Source organism: Pedobacter sp. ASV12, assembly GCF_016429155.1.
Classification (GTDB): Bacteria; Bacteroidota; Bacteroidia; order Sphingobacteriales; family Sphingobacteriaceae; genus Pedobacter.
This window is the reverse complement of record NZ_JAELUC010000034.1, coordinates 1-16,692: the sequence shown is the minus strand read 5'-3', so window position 1 is coordinate 16,692 and position 16,692 is coordinate 1. Positions and strand designations below refer to the sequence as shown.

The window sequence follows — 16,692 nt, the reverse complement described above, 5'->3', positions numbered from 1 at the left end:
AATATTAATATTATTCGTACCTTTGCCCCTTGATAATCTTTAAATTAACATAATTTAATATATAATATGGAGATGGCAAAAACGAAGCTACTGATTGTTACCCACGAGATGTCGCCTTTCCTCGAACTCACTAAAATTTCTGAAATTACACGTCAACTGCCGCAGGCCATGCAGGAAAAAGGATTCGAAATCCGCATCTTGATGCCTAGGTTCGGCAACATTAACGAAAGAAGAAACAGGCTGCACGAGGTTATTCGTTTATCGGGTATGAACATTATTATTGATGACAATGACAACCCATTAATTATCAAGGTAGCCTCAATCCCTGCAGCACGCATGCAGGTTTACTTCCTAGACAACGAAGATTATTTTCAAAGAAAGCACGTTTTCAGGGACAAAGAGAACAAGTTTTATGCCGACAACGACGAGCGTACGATTTTCTTTTGCAAAGGCGCCTTGGAAACCGTTAAGAAACTTGGATGGGCACCAGACATTGTACATTGCCACGGCTGGATGACCGCTTTAGTACCTACTTATATCAAAACCACTTACAAAAACGATCCTACGTTCAAAAACTCGAAAGTGGTTTATTCCATCTACGAGAACTGCTTTGCCGAAACCTTAAATGCAGACCTGCATAAAAAGGCGGTAATGAGCAACATGACCGAAGAGGATACCAAAGCCTTTATCAAAGCCGATTGCAACAGCATGCACATTGGCGCCGTAACCCACTCAGATGCAGTGGTTTTAGCCGACGAAAAGCTGGATAATGATGTGTTAAAATTTGTTAAAGATTCTAATAAGCCGACTTTAGCCTTTAATTTAACCGAAAATTACGAGAACTTCTTTACTTTTTACGAAGAGATCTCTAATGAAGAATTGGTTTCAGTAGCTTAATACAGCATTATTTTTAATATAAATATGAGATTCTTAAAATTAGACTTATTGACCCTGTTAATAAGTCTTTTTCTTTTCGCTTCGTGCGAAAAGACTTCAACCATAGGTCTGCAAATTGATCCTAGTACAGCCATACAAGGCTCATTGGTCGATACGGTAACCATCAGTTCGAGGACGTTGAGCGACCAAATCGTTTCTACCAACGGCCTGGCCCGAAACCCGCTGGGCCTTTTAAAAGACCCATTATTCGGCCAAACCGAGGCAAGCTTATCCATGGCGGTTAATGTGCCAAGTAGTGCCTATAACTTTGGCGCCACCCCAACTTTAGATTCTGCCATTTTGGTACTTAATTATGGTGGCGAATTTTATGGAGACAGTACTGCCAACTACAGTTTCGAAGTTCGTCAGCTTATGGACAACCTCTCTACCGCAGAGTCATTCCTTAGCAACGTAAACTGGGCAACCTCAAATACGTTGCTGGGTAGCAAAAGTGGTAAAATATACCCCAATACCAGGGTTAAGGTTACAGATATCGTAGCAGGCAAGGCCGACACCATAAGAAGCGCCTCGCCACAGATCAGGATTCCAATCAACAAAGCCTTTATCGAAGAAAACATCATCAACATTAACACAGACAACTTTAAATACAACGAAAACTTTCTTCGCTTCTTTAGAGGATTGCAGGTCAAGGCAAGTACACCTTCTACCAATGGAGCCATGATGTTTTTTGAATTTACTGGTGCAACATCTGGATTATACTTATACTACAAAAAGCAAAATACAACCACAAACCAGCCTGATACTGTTTCGGTTAATTTCCCAATCGTTAACACCAGTGCGCCAGTTGTTTCTACCGTAACACACAACTATAGCTCTACCCCTGTAGCAACCCAGCTGGCCAATCCAAACCAACAATATCCGGTTACTTATTTGCAACCCTTATCGGGCTTAAGAACCAAGATTGCTTTTCCTTACCTCAAAAACTTCGTAGCCAATGTGGGCAAAGTAGTTGTAAACAAAGCCGAATTGGTTATTGACCTGAGCAGCGGTACCGACCCTATTCCATTCAATGCCGCGCCACGTTTAGCTCTTTACCGATATGACATTGCCGAACAACGCAAAAACATTCCGGATAACGACAGGGGAAGCCTAACTACCCCGGCCGACCCCAGGGTAACGCAAACCGCCGCAATTTTTGGCGGCTATTTCAACGCCATCAAAAAGCAATACGTTTTTGTGGTTACGGCGTACATCCAGGACCTGATTAATGGAAAAACACAGGATTACGGTACGTTTTTGGCCCCAACGCCTACAGACCAATTTAGCCTTGCTCCATCAATGGCATCAGGTGCAAGAGCAGTTATCGGATCATTCAAAAAGAATCCGGTGGCAGGCGATAACGTCATGAAACTGAACATCTATTACACGAAAATCAACTAGTCAAATATATTCTACGCAAACGTTTGATTAAATCGCTCAAAAGCAATACTTTTGAGCGATTTATTTTTAAACCAATACTATATGTGTGGAATTGTAGGCTATATTGGCTTTCGCGAGGCATGGCCAATCGTAATTAAAGGCTTAAAAAGACTAGAATACAGAGGTTATGACAGTGCAGGCATAGCCTTAATCGACCATAACAACCTCAACATCTATAAAAAGGCCGGCAAGGTTCAAGAGCTGGAAAATTTTGCTGAGAACAAAAACCTGAACGGCACTATCGGCATGGGTCATACGCGCTGGGCTACCCACGGAGCACCATCAGACAGGAACTCTCACCCGCACACCTCTAACAACGGCAGGCTCAGCATCATCCATAACGGCATTATCGAAAACTACGCTACGCTCAAAGAAGAGCTTTTGAGAAGAGGCCATACCTTTAACAGCGATACGGACACCGAAGTATTGGTTCATTTGGTAGAAGATATCTATCAAAACGAAAAAATAGACTTGTTGGAAGCCGTACGTTTGGCCCTTAACGAAGTAAATGGCGCTTATGCCATCGTTATCATGGACCAAGACCATCCCGACCAGCTCATTGCGGCCAGAAAAGGAAGCCCCATGGTAATTGGCGTTGGCGAAGGCGAGTATTTTATCGCTTCTGATGCGACACCTATCATCGAATATACCAAAAACGTCATCTACCTTAACGATAATGAAATCGCTTTCATCAAACGTGACGAACTTTTGATCAAAAGGCTCGACAACGTGGTGCAAACGCCTTACATCCAGGCCCTGGAACTACAACTGGAAATGCTGGAAAAAGGTGGCTACGACCATTTCATGCTGAAAGAGATCTACGAACAGCCACGTTCAATCAGAGATTGTATGCGCGGCCGTATTTATCCTGCTGAAGGCAAGGTACAGCTGGGAGGCATTAAGGAATTCGCTGAAAAGCTCAAAAACATAGACCGGATCATCATCGTAGCCTGCGGTACCTCGTGGCATGCCGGTCTGGTAGGCGAATACCTCATCGAGGAATATGCGCGTATCCCTGTAGAAGTAGAATATGCCTCCGAATTCAGGTACAGGAACCCGATTATTACCGAAAAGGATGTGGTGATTGCGATTTCGCAATCTGGAGAAACCGCCGACACCATGGCGGCCATTGAAATGGCCAAAGAAAAAGGCGCTACCATATTTGGGGTATGCAACGTAGTAGGCGCTTCTATTCCGAGGATTACCCATGCCGGTGTTTATACCCACGCCGGCCCAGAAATTGGGGTAGCTTCTACCAAAGCCTTTACCGCACAGGTAACCGTACTTACCTTAATGGCGTTCTATATGGCACAACAAAAAGGCACCATTGTCAACTCGAAACTGGTTGAACTTTTAACAGAATTGGATTGCATTCCAGAAAAAATCCATCATGCCTTGGAATCGAACGACCAAATCAAAACCATAGCCGAAAAATTCAAGGATTCAAGAAACTGCCTGTTTTTGGGCAGGGGCAGCGGTTTCCCGGTAGCCCTGGAGGGTGCCTTAAAACTGAAGGAAATTTCATATATCCATGCAGAAGGCTATCCTGCCGCAGAAATGAAGCACGGTCCTATTGCCTTGATAGACGAAGAAATGCCGGTAGTTTTCATCGCCACCAAAAACTCGTCGTACGAAAAGGTAATCAGTAACATCCAGGAAGTAAAGGCCAGAAAGGGCGTGGTCATTGCCATTGTAACCGAAGGTGATACCGACGTTAAGAAAATGGCCGATTATTGCATCGAGATCCCGGATGCGAGCGAAGCTTTCTTGCCTTTGCTGGCTACCATTCCGCTGCAGCTGCTTTCTTACCACATTGCCGTACTAAGAGGCTGCAATGTAGACCAGCCAAGAAATTTAGCCAAATCAGTAACCGTAGAATAAGAAAAGGGCCCGAATTTCGGGCCCTTTTCCATAACAGCGTTTGAGATTAGATTTAAAAGGGCAGATCTCCTGTTTCATCTACAGGACTAACATAATCGTCTTCTGTTTTGGTTGTGGTATTTTCCTGACCGTTTGATGGAGCCTCAAAATCGCTTTTTCTGCCCAACATGGTAAAGTTCTCTGCCACAACCTCTGTTACATATTTTTTAACGCGCTCTTTGTCTTCAAAAGAACGTGTACGTAATTTGCCTTCAATATAAACCAGCTTGCCTTTCTGCAAGTATTTGGAGGCCACCTCGGCCAAGCCGCGCCATAACACGATGTTATGCCATTCGGTCTGTTCTACACGCTTGCCATCCTTGTTAAAAGTCTCTGACGTGGCCAACGGAAAACTAGCTACTGTAACTCCTCCTTCTAAATGCCTAACTTCTGGGTCTTTGCCCAAATGCCCTACTAAAATAACTTTGTTAATACCCGACATATATTCTATTTGATTAGTTCCTTACATACAGTTCCATAAATTCGCTGATTACTTTCGGATGTGGCAAAGCCTCAAATTCTTCGAGCAAAACCGATTTAATTTCTGTATGCAACTTAAAGTTAACAATATAATTGTCTAAAGCAAAAAATTGTACATATATAATTTGGTGTGTCAATACATGCTTCTTTTGCATTAAAAGGCTGATTTTGGCATCCTTGCCGAACTGATTTTCTATTTCCTGACAAAAGCTTTCGTCGCCGAGGCTAACTGCTTGCGGCGTCTCAATCAGCGGAAAATCGTAGAGGTGCTGCCATACGTCGCCCGCTTTTCTTTCCTTGCTGAGGATATGCCCATCCTTAAGCGCTACAAAATAATTGAACCAACGCTCTTTTACCTTTACTGTTTTCAGCTTAACTGGTAAAACCGCTACCTTTTTATGCTGCAGGGCATAGCAGCCAAGCTGCAGGGGGCAAATCTGGCAGTCTGGCGACTTGGGCTTGCACTGCAAGGCACCAAACTCCATCATAGCCTGGTTATACAGCGATGGTTCCTGCCCTTCAATCAGGCTTTGCGCCAGTACTGCAAACGTTTTTTTGCCCTGGGTAGAGTTGATCGGCTCTTCTATTCCAAAATACCTGGCCAAAACCCTGAACACGTTACCATCAAGTACGGCCCTTGCTTCATTGTTCGAAAATGAAGAAATTGCGGCCGCGGTGTAATCGCCCACCCCTTTTAGCTTCACCAATTGCTCATACCGAATCGGAAACACGCCATTATGCTCGTCCATGACCTGTTTGGCCGTGAACAGCATGTTACGCCCCCTCGAATAATAGCCCAGTCCCTGCCAAAGCTTAAGCACCTGTACTTCGCTGGCGCTGGCAAAATCACTTACCGTTGGAAAGTTTTCAAGAAACTTGTTGAAATAAGGAAGCCCCTGCTCTACCCTGGTCTGCTGCAGGATGATTTCCGAAAGCCAGATGACATAAGCGTCGGTTGTATCACGCCAGGGAAGGCTGCGTTTATTGATTTTATACCATTTTACAATTTCCTGTTGAAAGCTCATTTTGTCAAAAATACAACCTTAATCTAGCATTTTGATAAAACTTGCATTTACATGATACGTCCAATTGTAAATAAATCATCTTTTATTTTCCTATCTCATTAAAAAGCAATACTTTTGCAACCCCAAAACAGTTATAATATTTAACACTCAATAACTTAATAAATAGAAAATATGACTAAGGCAGATATTATTTCGGAAATATCAACAAAGACAGGAATTGAAAAAGTAGACGTGCAGGAAACAGTAGAGGCATTTTTCAAAGTAATCAAAAACAGCATGATTGGCGGCGAAAATGTTTACGTAAGAGGTTTTGGTAGTTTCGTTGTAAAAAAGAGAGCGCAAAAAACTGCTAGAAATATTTCTAAAAATACGGCGATCATTATCCCAGAGCATTTTGTTCCTAGCTTTAAGCCAGCAAAAGTTTTTGTTGACAAAGTAAAAAACAACTCTAAAAAAGTTAAAGCAGAAGCTTAATCCTATCGCCATGGCAAACAATATCCGTACAAAACAAGCGCTTATCATTGTTGCAATTGTATTGCTTGCTGGATTTTTGTTTACCAGACCGATCAAAGGCTTGGTCAAACCTAAGGAAGAAGCGGCCAAACCGGCTGCCATGGCAGACCAAACCGCTTCGCCACAACTTAGCCTAGAAGAAATATCTTCCACCGCAAAAAACTTGATCAGCAGCGCTTCCGGCAAAGAGATTACGGTACTGGAAAACACTTACAAAGGTGCTTCTGGAACCGAAAAACTAGCGCAGGCGCAAAAGCTGGCCCAGAAATGGGAAGATTTGGAACAGCCAGCACCCAGTGCCCTGTACCTCGAAGTTGTAGCCAATGGAGAGTCTTCTTTAGCTAATTGGCTCAATGCAGGCAATAGGTTTTTAAAGGCTTTCGATAATACACAGGATAGCCTTTTGCAACCCCATATGCTTCAAAAAGCCAATAACGCGTTTACCAAGGCTTTAGCGCTTGACTCGACCAGCCTAGATGCCAAAACCGGATTGGGCATTACCATCGTAAATGGCTTGGGTGCTCCGATGCAGGGCATTGCCATGTTGCGACAAGTGGTAGAGCAAGATCCAAAAAACTTAAAGGCAAACATGAATTTAGGCATGTTCGCCATCAAATCTGGCCAGTTTGACAAAGCTATTGTTCGCTTCAACAATATCATTAGCCAAATTAAAGCAACACCAGATGCCTATTTTTACCTGGCTACGGCTTACGAAAGCCTGGGCCAGAACAAAGAAGCAATAGACGCTTATTTGAACAGCAAGAAATTAGCGGCCAACCCAACCTTGTCGTCGTTTATAGACAAGAAAGTGGCCGAGTTAAAAAATAAACGTTAATTAACAGATTAATAAAAACATTTAAAAACTTAAGATTATGCCAAGCGGTAAAAAAAGAAAAAGACATAAAATGGCTACCCACAAACGCAAAAAACGTTTAAGAAAAAACAGACACAAGAAAAAATAGGTTTTTCCTATCTGTGTATTGGCCAAAAATAAATACCCCGCTAAACGGTATTTATTTTTGGATTCTATGTGTTTTTTGTCCAAGTGTAATAGGGCATTCAATTGCCTTAAAATCTGTAGCTTTTGGTAAAGGAATTAATAATCGATTCTACTCCTATGGGAGTAACCATAGCTTTAATTGAAGACAAATACCTCGTCGAGCTCCATAAAGAGCACGTTAACAATAACTACGCCGTAGGCGATATTTATTTGGGCCGCATCAAAAAAATCATGCCTGGCCTAAATGCTGCTTTTGTTGATGTTGGCTACGAAAAAGATGCGTTTTTGCATTATTTCGACCTTGGGCCCCAGGTACAATCTTTGATAAAGCTTACTAAAATTAAGCGTAACGGCACGGTCAATGGCACTTTATTAGATAATTTTAAATTAGAAGCCGACATTAACAAAGCGGGTAAGATATCCGAAATCGTCAGCAAAAATTTAATCTTGCCGGTTCAAATTGCCAAAGAACCCATTTCCACTAAAGGACCGAGGTTGAGCTCTGATCTTTCAATTGCCGGAAGATATATTGTGCTCGTACCTTTTTCTAACGTCATATCGATTTCTAAAAAGATTAAGAGTAATACCGAACGTAATCGTCTCAAAAAGATTATCGAAAGTATCAAGCCTCAAAACTTTGGAGTTATCATTAGAACGGTTTCGGAAGGAAAGGGCGTTGCCGAACTGCAAAAGGATTTATTGGATTCGATATCAAAATGGGAAAGCTTCACCAAGAAACTGCCCGATACCGAGCCCTCTAAACGTGTTTGGGGAGAGATGGATCGTACTTCTACCCTAATCAGAGATATTTTAAATACCGATTTCGCCAACGTTTACGTAAACGATGCGAACCTGTACGAAGATATCAAGTCTTATGTGCACGAAATTTCGCCAGAGATGGAAAAGATCGTGAAGTATTACAAGCACAAGGAGCCTATTTTCGAACATTTCGGTGTAGAGAAACAAATCAAGAATGCCTTTGGCAAGACTGTAAATCTGGCCGGTGGCGCCTACCTGGTAGTTGAACATACCGAAGCGTTGCACGTGATCGACGTAAACAGTGGCAACCGGACGGCCAGCAAGGAAAATCAGGAAGAAAATGCGCTTCAGGTAAACAAGGAAGCGGCTAAAGAAATTGCCCGTCAGCTGAGGCTGAGGGATATGGGAGGCATTGTGGTAATCGATTTTATCGACATGCACAAACCGGCCAACCGCAAGGTGCTTTTTGATTACCTGCGCGAGCTCATGCTGCTCGATCGTGCCAAACATACCATTTTGCCACCGAGCAAATTTGGCCTGGTACAAATTACCCGACAAAGGGTAAGGCCCGAAATGAACATTGTAACGGTAGAAAAATGTCCAACCTGCGATGGTACCGGCGAAATCAAAGCCAGTATTGTGCTGATGGACGATATAGAGAGCAACCTTACCTATATCCTACAAGAACAAAACGAGAAGAACATCACTTTATGCGTTCATCCTTATATAGCGGCCTTCATTAAAAAAGGACTGTTCTCCCTCCAATGGAAATGGTTTTTCAAATTTGGCCAGCGCGTTAAGGTAAAAGCGGTATCTTCTTACCACTTGACCGAATTTCATTTCCTTTCTTCCAAAGACGAGGAAATCAAATTGTAACCGGCCATTCAAAACATTTAAAAGCCTGGTTTCTGTAAAAGAAGCCAGGCTTTTTTAATGATTGGATCTTGAATAAGCTAAGTTGTCTGGTGCATGTCGCATAGCATTTCGCAACGGCCTACATTAGCCGTGTATCTGCAACAATCCTTGCATTCGGGCTTACCAAGGCAAGACTCCGGAGGCGGGCCGTCGCCACCCATTACTTTTTTCATTTCAGCTTTGCTGAGCAGGTTTTCTTTGTTCATAATTTTTAAGTTTTGGTTAGGTTGTTTAATTAACTTTAAGTTAATAAATATTGGGTACAAAGTCAAATACCAAAATACCTGCCACTATTGTCTTTTATTCGAATACATAAGATACCATGATATCGTTGTAGTCGCCATCGCCTGCATCTTCGAAACCGATTACCCCGCTGCCAAAATTATCGCCTGCATGAGGAGAATACCTGCATGGCGATTGATACCAGGGCTTTCCTCCGTCGGCAGGCCCGTTCTTGTGCCAGCCTGTGATAAAAATCATTCGTTCTTCTACCCTGTTTCGTCCATAAACTTCAGGGTTCAAATTCCTCCCGGCCTGGTTCCCTTTTTCGAAAACCTTGCTATATGCCGAATCATAGATGCATATGGCATTTTCCCAGGCCGCTTCCGAAGAAAAAGCAAGTTTTACCTGTGCATATCTCGGCACTTTCAATTGAATTGTTTTTCCCCAATCGATTTGGAGATTGTTGTCTGGTCCGTATCCCATAGTGATTAATGTTGTTGCCTACTCTTCCAATATGCAGTTTTCGGCGCCGCTGGTTGTCGCTATTCACGATCAACACCTAAAGTTAACTCAGACCTTTTTCAGCACTCGGGTAAAAACACCTTGTTAATTACCGTTTTAATCGCAGATTGCGCGATAGTGGCTTGGATTAGGCTCTTAAGTGTTCGACTGTACAAAAAAATTTATTTTGCTAAATATTTTAGCTAAATTAGCTGGATAAAAAATCTAAAATCGTCAATCTAACACCTAAAATCCCTTGGCTAAAACGAAATCAGCATATTTTTGTCAGAGTTGCGGCTACGAATCGCCAAAATGGTTGGGCAAGTGTCCATCCTGCAACCAATGGAATACCTTTGTAGAAGAGGTTATCGACAAGGGCGCTCTACATGTGCCCACCTGGAAATCGTCCAGCGGTACCCAGCGCCTCAACAAGCCCAGCAAAGTTGAGCAGATCGAAGCCACTACTGAAGAAAGAACCCTGACCAGCGATGCAGAATTAGACCGCGTGCTGGGCGGCGGACTGGTAGCTGGCTCCGTAATCCTCATTGGCGGCGAACCCGGCATTGGCAAATCGACCCTAATGCTGCAACTGGCGCTCAACATGCCCAACAAAAGAATTCTGTATATTTCCGGCGAAGAAAGCGAACAGCAGATTAAAATGCGTGCCGAACGCATTACCAATAGCCCTAAAGCCGATTGTTATATTTTGACCGAAACGGCTACCCAAAATATTTTTAAGCAGATTGAACAGCTGGAACCCGAAATCGTTATTGTCGATTCGATCCAGACCCTGCATTCGGCACACATCGAATCAACACCAGGCAGCGTTTCGCAGGTCCGCGAGTGTACGGCCGAACTGTTGCGTTTTGCCAAGGAAACCGCCACTCCTGTTTTTCTGATTGGCCATATTACCAAAGACGGTGCCATTGCCGGTCCGAAAATTTTGGAACACATGGTTGATACCGTGCTGCAGTTTGAGGGCGATAGGCACCATATTTACCGTATTCTCCGCTCCATTAAAAACCGCTTTGGTGCCACTGCCGAATTGGGTATTTATGCCATGCAGGGCAATGGATTAAGAGAAGTGTCTAACCCCTCGGAAATTTTGCTCTCGCAACGCGATGAGGAGTTAAGTGGCATTACCATCGGTGCTACCTTGGAAGGTGCCAGGCCCATGCTTATCGAAACACAGGCTTTGGTCAGCATTTCGGCTTACGGAACGCCACAACGTTCGGCCACGGGCTTCGATATCAGGCGCATGAACATGCTGCTGGCGGTACTCGAAAAAAAATGTGGCTTTAGGCTGGGGGTTAAAGATGTTTTCCTCAATATTGCCGGGGGCATCAAAGTTGAAGATCCCGCCATCGATTTGGCCATCATGGCCGCTATTATTTCTTCGCATGAGGATATTTCCATTTCGTCTAAAATATGCTTTGCGGCCGAAGTAGGCTTATCGGGCGAAATCAGGGCCGTTAACCGTATCGAGCAACGTATAGCCGAGGCCGAGAAGCTAGGCTTCGAAAAAATAGTTGTTTCGAATTATAACCTGAAAGGGGTTGACCGAGCTAAATTCAAGATCCAGCTCATTACCGTAAGCAAGATTGAAGAGGTGTTTGCCTTGCTCTTTGGCTAAGCCCACACCACCATTGCAGAGCTTAAAAACTCCCCAAGTTTTGCTACTGGGGTGGCATTTTTCTCTACACTTTTGTGGCAAACTGGCATTTTTCTCTACACACCGAGTATAAAAAAAGTTTGGCACGCCAAAAATAAAACAATTTAAAATACTGGTAATCAATAGATTAAATGCTATTCAATAAAAAACATCAAAATTGGATAGCTTGTTGTATTACTCTTATCGTTCTTATCCAGTAATGGGTAAAACAACAATAGGGATGATTAACCTCACTGCTAAGAGCAGTGGGGTTTTTTTTATGTTTTAAAATTTCCCTTTGCACCTTATGCCATTTATAAAGATTTTAAATATTTTTGTGGAAGATAAGAGTTTATACCAAAGACGAATAACCAATGAACCATCATGGCTTTGCAGCCCTAAGGGCATGAATAACCAAACCTTGATGACTTCATCCACCACTAAAAACAAAATTATAAAACAGATGAAAAAATTAGTTTTAAGCTTGGCATTATGCCTGTTTGCTACATTTGCCTTTGCACAAGATGCCTACGAAGGCCAGTCGTTTGGCGATGGCGTTAAAAAAGGAAACACAATTACCACTGCAGAGATCAACACGAAATTAGGCGATAAAACCAAGGCCGACATGAAGGTGATTGGCGAGGTTGTAAGCGTATGCAAGAAAAAAGGCTGCTTTATGAATCTAAAAATGCCAAATGGCGAGACCATGTACGTTAACTTCAAAGACTATGCTTTCTTTATGCCAAAGGATATTGCAGGCAAAAAAGTAGTGATCGATGGTTTTGCGGAAAGAAAGACTACTTCTGTCGAAGACTTGAAACACATTGCCGAAGATGAGAAGAAATCGGCTGAAGAAATAGCAAAAATTACACAACCTAAAAAAGAAATTGTGTTTGAAGCAAAAGGAGTCGTAATTTTGAACTAATTAGAAAGGTTCTCCTTTTTAATATTGATTGGTTGAACCCTGCTCTCTCCGGAGCGGGGTTCTTTTTTTATAATAGCTGTACAAAAGGCTAAAATTTCTATATTTATCCTAACCAACAAATTTAAATATGATTATTGTAGCTATTATTGCCGTCTTGGTGCTCATCTTCGGCATCGGAATTTACAACTCGCTCATCAGCAAAAAGAACCAGGTTGCCAATGCCTTTTCGGCCATTGACGTAATGGTGAAAAAACGTTTCGACCTCATTCCCAACTTGGTTGAAGTAGTAAAACAATACACTCAATACGAAGGCGACACCTTGACCAAAATTACCGAACTGCGCGGCAAGGCCATGGGCAACCATGTTACCGAAGGCGATAAACTAGCCATAGACCAGCAATTGGGCGCAGCCGTAAAAGGCCTGATGGTAAGCGTAGAAAATTATCCAGATCTAAAAGCCAACACCAATTTCCTGAACCTGCAAAGCACCTGGACCGAAAGCGAAGAGCAGATTGCCGCCGCCAGAAGAAACTACAATGCCAGTGTAACCTCTTACAATAACGCCGTTATGATGTTTCCAGGCAACATGTTTGCCGGTATGTTGGGCTATCAGCCTATGCAGGTTTTGGCTGCTACCGAAGAAGAACGCAAAAATATCAGCGCAAAAGAGCTTTTCAATAACTAATGGATGTCAATTATACGCAAAACGGCAAGCTACAAAGCGTGTTAGCCGAGTTAGAAGTTGAGCGTAAAAAAGTTTTATCGGCCAATACACAAGGCTACGGCGCCATTATATTGGGCATTGTACTGATTGTGGCACTGGCCGTGATGGGCCTTTTGGTGGCGGGCATGGTTACCGGCTTGGCGGCCATTATTTTTGGAGGCGTTATCCTCTTCCGCATCAGCGATGCCGCTACCGACTACAAAAACCGTTTTAAAATGGATGTTGTGGGCGCATTGCTTAGCAATGTAGACCAAAGCCTAACGATACAGCCCGACAGAGGTATTGTCGAGGGCGAATTTAGGCAATCGCAGCTCTTTACAACTGATCCCGACCGCTACAGTACCGAAGATTTGATTAGCGGAAAAATAGGCAACACCAGCATTTATTTTGCCGAGGTGCATGCCGAGTACAAAACCGAAACCCAAGGGAAGAATGGCCGGCAGGAGCATTGGCACGATATTTTAAAAGGTATTGTATTCGTAGCCGATTTCAACAAAAACTTTAACGGCGTTACGGCTATTAGGCCGAAGGATTTCGGGAGCAGCATTGGTGCCTGGTTTGCTAAAAACATCTACTCCTTTGGCGATAAAAACATCGTTGAGCTGGAAAACGAGGCCTTTAACAAGAATTTTGTCACTTACAGTACCGATCAGATCGAGGCCAGATATATCCTTACACCTGCCCTCATGGATCGTCTCTGCGAATTAAACCAGCGCGCCGCCTATGCCATTTCGGTATCGTTTGTCAATTCGAATATGTACATCGCTTTTCCACTGGCCAAAAATTACTTTGAAGCGCCGCTTTTCAAAAGCCTGCTCAATGCCGATGCACTCAACGAAGATCTTTCGGTACTCCATTTTATGTACGCCATTGTACAAGAGTTAGATCTGAATACCCGAATTTGGACGAAACAGTAATTAAAGTATCCTTAAAAGCGGCACAGTGATGAAGCGATCTATGTTCAATAAAGATTGCTTTCCCCGATAAAAATTGGACTCAAATAGGCGAAATATCCTTCAACAAAAAATCCCTCAACATTTGTTAAGGGATTTTTTGTTTATGCATTAGTCTTTCTCCTTTAGCCTATTTAGACAGGTACATCGACTTGTCTTTGTAAAGCTTGCGGAAATAAGGATCTTCCAGGTCTTTGATGAAACGGATAGCTTCGCCAGTCGATTTCATTTCTGGACCAAGCTCCTTGGTTACCTCAGGGAATTTCTCGAAAGAGAATACCGGTTCTTTGATGGCATAGCCTTCCAGCTTGCGCACAATATTGAAGTCTTTCAGTTTGTTTACACCCAACATGATCCTTGCGGCGATATTGATGTAAGGCACATCGTAGGCCTTGGCAATGAAAGGAACCGTTCTCGATGCCCTTGGGTTGGCTTCGATTACATAAACCTTATCGTCTTTTACCGCAAACTGGATGTTGAGCAAACCGATAACGTTCAAGGCTTTGGCAATTTTCTTCGAGTAGGCTTCCATATCGGCAATTACCTTGTCAGACAAGCTGAACGGCGGCAATACCGCACTCGAGTCGCCCGAGTGGATACCGGCAGGCTCAATGTGCTCCATCAAACCTACAATATGTACGTCTACGCCATCGCAGATCGAATCTGATTCGGTTTCTTCGGCTCGGTCTAGGAAGTGGTCGATCAATACGCGGTTACCCGGCAAATCGCCCAGCAGTTTTACTACGGCTTTTTCCAAATCTTCATCATTAATGACGATGCTCATACCCTGGCCACCCAATACGTAGCTCGGGCGTACCAACACCGGATAGCCAACCTCATTAGCCACTTTAATGGCTTCCTCGGCATTTTCGGCTACACCATATTTTGGATAGGGAATATCAAGTTCTTTTAACAAGTCTGAGAAACGGCCACGATCTTCGGCCACGTCCATATCGCTATAAGCCGTACCGATGATTTTGATATTGTTTTCGTACAGCTTCTCGGCCATTTTAAGCGCTGTTTGGCCACCCAACTGTACAATTACGCCAATAGGGTTTTCCAGTTCGATGATTTCGCGTACATGCTCCCAGAACACCGGCTCAAAATAAAGCTTATCGGCCATGTTAAAATCGGTTGATACCGTTTCGGGGTTACAGTTGATCATGATGGCTTCGAAGCCTGTTTCTTTAGCAGCCAATAAGCCGTGTACACAAGAATAGTCGAATTCGATACCTTGACCGATACGGTTAGGCCCAGAACCCAGTACAATTACTTTTTTGCGGTCGGAAGGTATTGATTCGTTGGTGCCCAATTCATCGCCGTTCGACAGGATTTCGTTGCCAACCAGAGAAATCTGGATTGGCGCCTCTTCGAAAGTCGAATAGAAGTATGGGGTTTGCGCCGCGAATTCTGCTGCGCAGGTATCTACCATTTTGTAAACCCTTCTAATGCCCAATTCCTTGCGGCGGTTATACACCTCGTCTTCGGTTACATTGCCCAACACGTAGGCAATCTGCAAATCAGAGAAGCCTTTTTGCTTTAAGTTGAAGAAGAAATCTTTAGGAATGTTGTTCAAAGAGTAGCGTTTAAGCTCAACTTCCAGATTAACCAGCTCCTGAATTTGGATCAGGAACCATTTGTCGATTTTGGTTACCTTACGGATCGATTCCAACGGAACGCCCATGCTCATCGCATCTTTGATCAGGAACAAGCGGTTCCAGCTTGGATGCTCCAAGCCATGCATGATTTCTTCGATATTTCTTTTTTGGCGACCGTCGGCACCTAATCCCGCACGACCAATCTCTAAGCTCTGACAGGCTTTTTGCAAAGCCTCGATAAAGTTACGACCGATGGCCATCACCTCGCCCACAGCTTTCATTTGCAAGCCCAATTCAGGATTGGCACCTTTGAATTTATCGAAGTTCCAGCGAGGGATTTTTACGATCACATAATCAAGCGTTGGCTCAAAATAAGCCGAAGTGGTTTTGGTAATCTGGTTGTCGATTTCATCCAGGTTATAACCGATGGCTAATTTGGCCGCGATTTTTGCAATTGGATAACCGGTTGCCTTACTGGCCAAGGCCGACGAGCGCGACACGCGCGGGTTGATTTCGATGGCAATGATGTCGTCGTTTTCAGGATTGACCGAGAACTGTACGTTACAGCCTCCGGCAAAGTTGCCGATGGCACGCATCATTTTAATGGCTTGGTTACGCATTTCCTGGTAGCAACGGTCAGACAAGGTCATGGCCGGAGCTACGGTAATCGAGTCGCCGGTGTGGATGCCCATCGGGTCGAAGTTTTCGATAGAGCAGATGATGATCACGTTGTCATTTCCATCCCTCAACAACTCCAATTCGTATTCTTTCCAACCCAAAACCGCTTTTTCTACCAATACTTCGTGCGTTGGCGAGGCTTCCAGGCCACGTTTAAGGGCCGCATCAAAGTCTTCTTTTTTGTGTACAAAACCGCCACCAGAACCACCCAAGGTATACGAAGGGCGAATTACCAAGGGAAAGCCGATTTGTTGGGCTGCCTCTTTTCCTTCCAAGAAGGAATTGGCAATTTTTGATGGGGCAACGCCCACCCCTATATCAACCATCAACTGGCGGAACGATTCCCTGTTCTCGGTTTTGTCGATAGCCGCTACATCTGTCTCTTATACACATCTAAAAGGGGGGGGGGGGGGGGGGGGGGGGGGGGGGGGGGGGGGGGGGGGGGGGGGGGG

14 protein-coding genes and 1 pseudogene are annotated in these 16,692 nt (G+C 43.8%); 10 read left to right on the top strand and 5 right to left on the bottom strand.

Going from position 1 to position 16,692, the window contains the following annotated elements; all coding sequences use genetic code 11:
• The first annotated feature begins 72 nt into the window (after positions 1–72).
• The 3 genes from JHD69_RS10230 to glmS all read left to right on the top strand — a co-directional run bounded on the left by JHD69_RS10230 (position 73) and on the right by glmS (position 4,257).
• Positions 73–897, top strand: coding sequence for a glycogen/starch synthase (locus tag JHD69_RS10230; RefSeq protein ID WP_233165844.1), 825 nt, complete (start codon positions 73–75; stop codon positions 895–897).
• Between the two features lie 48 nt (positions 898–945).
• Positions 946–2,337 carry a DUF4270 domain-containing protein gene (locus tag JHD69_RS10225; protein ID WP_233165843.1) on the top strand — a complete coding sequence of 464 codons (1,392 nt, stop codon included), beginning with the start codon at positions 946–948 and terminating at the stop codon, positions 2,335–2,337.
• A gap of 81 nt (positions 2,338–2,418) precedes the next feature.
• Positions 2,419–4,257 (top strand): glutamine--fructose-6-phosphate transaminase (isomerizing), encoded by a 1,839-nt coding sequence (glmS, locus tag JHD69_RS10220; protein WP_199139951.1) that lies wholly within the window; start codon positions 2,419–2,421, stop codon positions 4,255–4,257.
• A gap of 52 nt (positions 4,258–4,309) precedes the next feature.
• Here the strand turns inward: glmS and JHD69_RS10215 are convergent, their stop codons facing one another.
• Together JHD69_RS10215 and mutY are read right to left on the bottom strand one after the other, a co-directional pair.
• Positions 4,310–4,738: a single-stranded DNA-binding protein gene (locus JHD69_RS10215; protein WP_199139949.1), complete on the bottom strand. Its 429-nt coding sequence runs from the start codon at positions 4,736–4,738 to the stop codon at positions 4,310–4,312.
• 13 nt (positions 4,739–4,751) lie between these two features.
• Complete coding sequence (gene mutY, locus JHD69_RS10210) at positions 4,752–5,801, bottom strand: A/G-specific adenine glycosylase (protein ID WP_199139947.1); 1,050 nt, start codon at positions 5,799–5,801, stop codon at positions 4,752–4,754.
• Positions 5,802–5,972: 171 nt separating this feature from the next.
• Here mutY and JHD69_RS10205 point away from each other — a divergent pair, with 171 nt between their 5' ends.
• From JHD69_RS10205 to JHD69_RS10195, 3 genes are all read left to right on the top strand, one after another.
• The gene (locus JHD69_RS10205; protein WP_055133196.1) at positions 5,973–6,275 is read left to right on the top strand and encodes an HU family DNA-binding protein; all 303 of its coding nucleotides are present in this window, start codon (positions 5,973–5,975) and stop codon (positions 6,273–6,275) included.
• Between the two features lie 10 nt (positions 6,276–6,285).
• Entirely contained in the window at positions 6,286–7,149 is an 864-nt protein-coding gene (locus JHD69_RS10200; protein WP_199139945.1) for a tetratricopeptide repeat protein, read from the top strand.
• 249 nt (positions 7,150–7,398) lie between these two features.
• Entirely contained in the window at positions 7,399–8,949 is a 1,551-nt protein-coding gene (locus JHD69_RS10195; RefSeq protein ID WP_199139943.1) for an Rne/Rng family ribonuclease, read from the top strand.
• Between the two features lie 77 nt (positions 8,950–9,026).
• On the opposite strand, the gene JHD69_RS10190 is transcribed toward JHD69_RS10195, so the two are convergent.
• Both JHD69_RS10190 and JHD69_RS10185 read right to left on the bottom strand, forming a co-directional pair.
• Entirely contained in the window at positions 9,027–9,194 is a 168-nt protein-coding gene (locus JHD69_RS10190) for a hypothetical protein (protein WP_199139941.1), read from the bottom strand.
• 94 nt (positions 9,195–9,288) lie between these two features.
• The gene (locus JHD69_RS10185) at positions 9,289–9,639 is read right to left on the bottom strand and encodes a hypothetical protein (RefSeq protein ID WP_233165842.1); all 351 of its coding nucleotides are present in this window, start codon (positions 9,637–9,639) and stop codon (positions 9,289–9,291) included.
• Between the two features lie 328 nt (positions 9,640–9,967).
• On the opposite strand from JHD69_RS10185, the gene radA reads away from it, so the two are divergent.
• From radA to JHD69_RS10165, 4 genes are all read left to right on the top strand, one after another.
• Positions 9,968–11,344 (top strand): DNA repair protein RadA, encoded by a 1,377-nt coding sequence (radA, locus tag JHD69_RS10180; protein WP_199139937.1) that lies wholly within the window; start codon positions 9,968–9,970, stop codon positions 11,342–11,344.
• A 481-nt stretch (positions 11,345–11,825) separates the two neighbouring features.
• Complete coding sequence (locus tag JHD69_RS10175) at positions 11,826–12,287, top strand: DUF4920 domain-containing protein (RefSeq protein ID WP_199139935.1); 462 nt, start codon at positions 11,826–11,828, stop codon at positions 12,285–12,287.
• Between the two features lie 127 nt (positions 12,288–12,414).
• Positions 12,415–12,972, top strand: a complete 558-nt coding sequence (locus tag JHD69_RS10170; protein ID WP_199139933.1) for a LemA family protein — start codon at positions 12,415–12,417, stop codon at positions 12,970–12,972.
• Entirely contained in the window at positions 12,972–13,928 is a 957-nt protein-coding gene (locus tag JHD69_RS10165) for a DUF3137 domain-containing protein (protein ID WP_199139931.1), read from the top strand. The genes JHD69_RS10170 and JHD69_RS10165 overlap by 1 nt, the downstream gene beginning before the upstream one ends.
• Positions 13,929–14,094: 166 nt before the next feature.
• On the opposite strand, the pseudogene carB reads toward JHD69_RS10165, so the two are convergent.
• Positions 14,095–16,617, bottom strand: a pseudogene (gene carB, locus JHD69_RS10160) (carbamoyl-phosphate synthase large subunit); the annotation flags it as partial.
• Positions 16,618–16,692: the final 75 nt, after the last annotated feature.

What these genes read in the sequence shown, in the direction of transcription:
- JHD69_RS10230 (WP_233165844.1), top strand. Translation starts at nt 73, where the DNA reads ATGGCAAAAACGAAGCTACTGATTGTTACCCACGAGATGTCGCCTTTC.
- glmS (WP_199139951.1), top strand. Translation starts at nt 2,419, where the DNA reads ATGTGTGGAATTGTAGGCTATATTGGCTTTCGCGAGGCATGGCCAATC.
- JHD69_RS10215 (WP_199139949.1), bottom strand. Translation starts at nt 4,738, where the DNA reads ATGTCGGGTATTAACAAAGTTATTTTAGTAGGGCATTTGGGCAAAGAC.
- mutY (WP_199139947.1), bottom strand. Translation starts at nt 5,801, where the DNA reads ATGAGCTTTCAACAGGAAATTGTAAAATGGTATAAAATCAATAAACGC.
- JHD69_RS10205 (WP_055133196.1), top strand. Translation starts at nt 5,973, where the DNA reads ATGACTAAGGCAGATATTATTTCGGAAATATCAACAAAGACAGGAATT.
- JHD69_RS10200 (WP_199139945.1), top strand. Translation starts at nt 6,286, where the DNA reads ATGGCAAACAATATCCGTACAAAACAAGCGCTTATCATTGTTGCAATT.
- JHD69_RS10190 (WP_199139941.1), bottom strand. Translation starts at nt 9,194, where the DNA reads ATGAACAAAGAAAACCTGCTCAGCAAAGCTGAAATGAAAAAAGTAATG.
- JHD69_RS10175 (WP_199139935.1), top strand. Translation starts at nt 11,826, where the DNA reads ATGAAAAAATTAGTTTTAAGCTTGGCATTATGCCTGTTTGCTACATTT.
- JHD69_RS10170 (WP_199139933.1), top strand. Translation starts at nt 12,415, where the DNA reads ATGATTATTGTAGCTATTATTGCCGTCTTGGTGCTCATCTTCGGCATC.
- JHD69_RS10165 (WP_199139931.1), top strand. Translation starts at nt 12,972, where the DNA reads ATGGATGTCAATTATACGCAAAACGGCAAGCTACAAAGCGTGTTAGCC.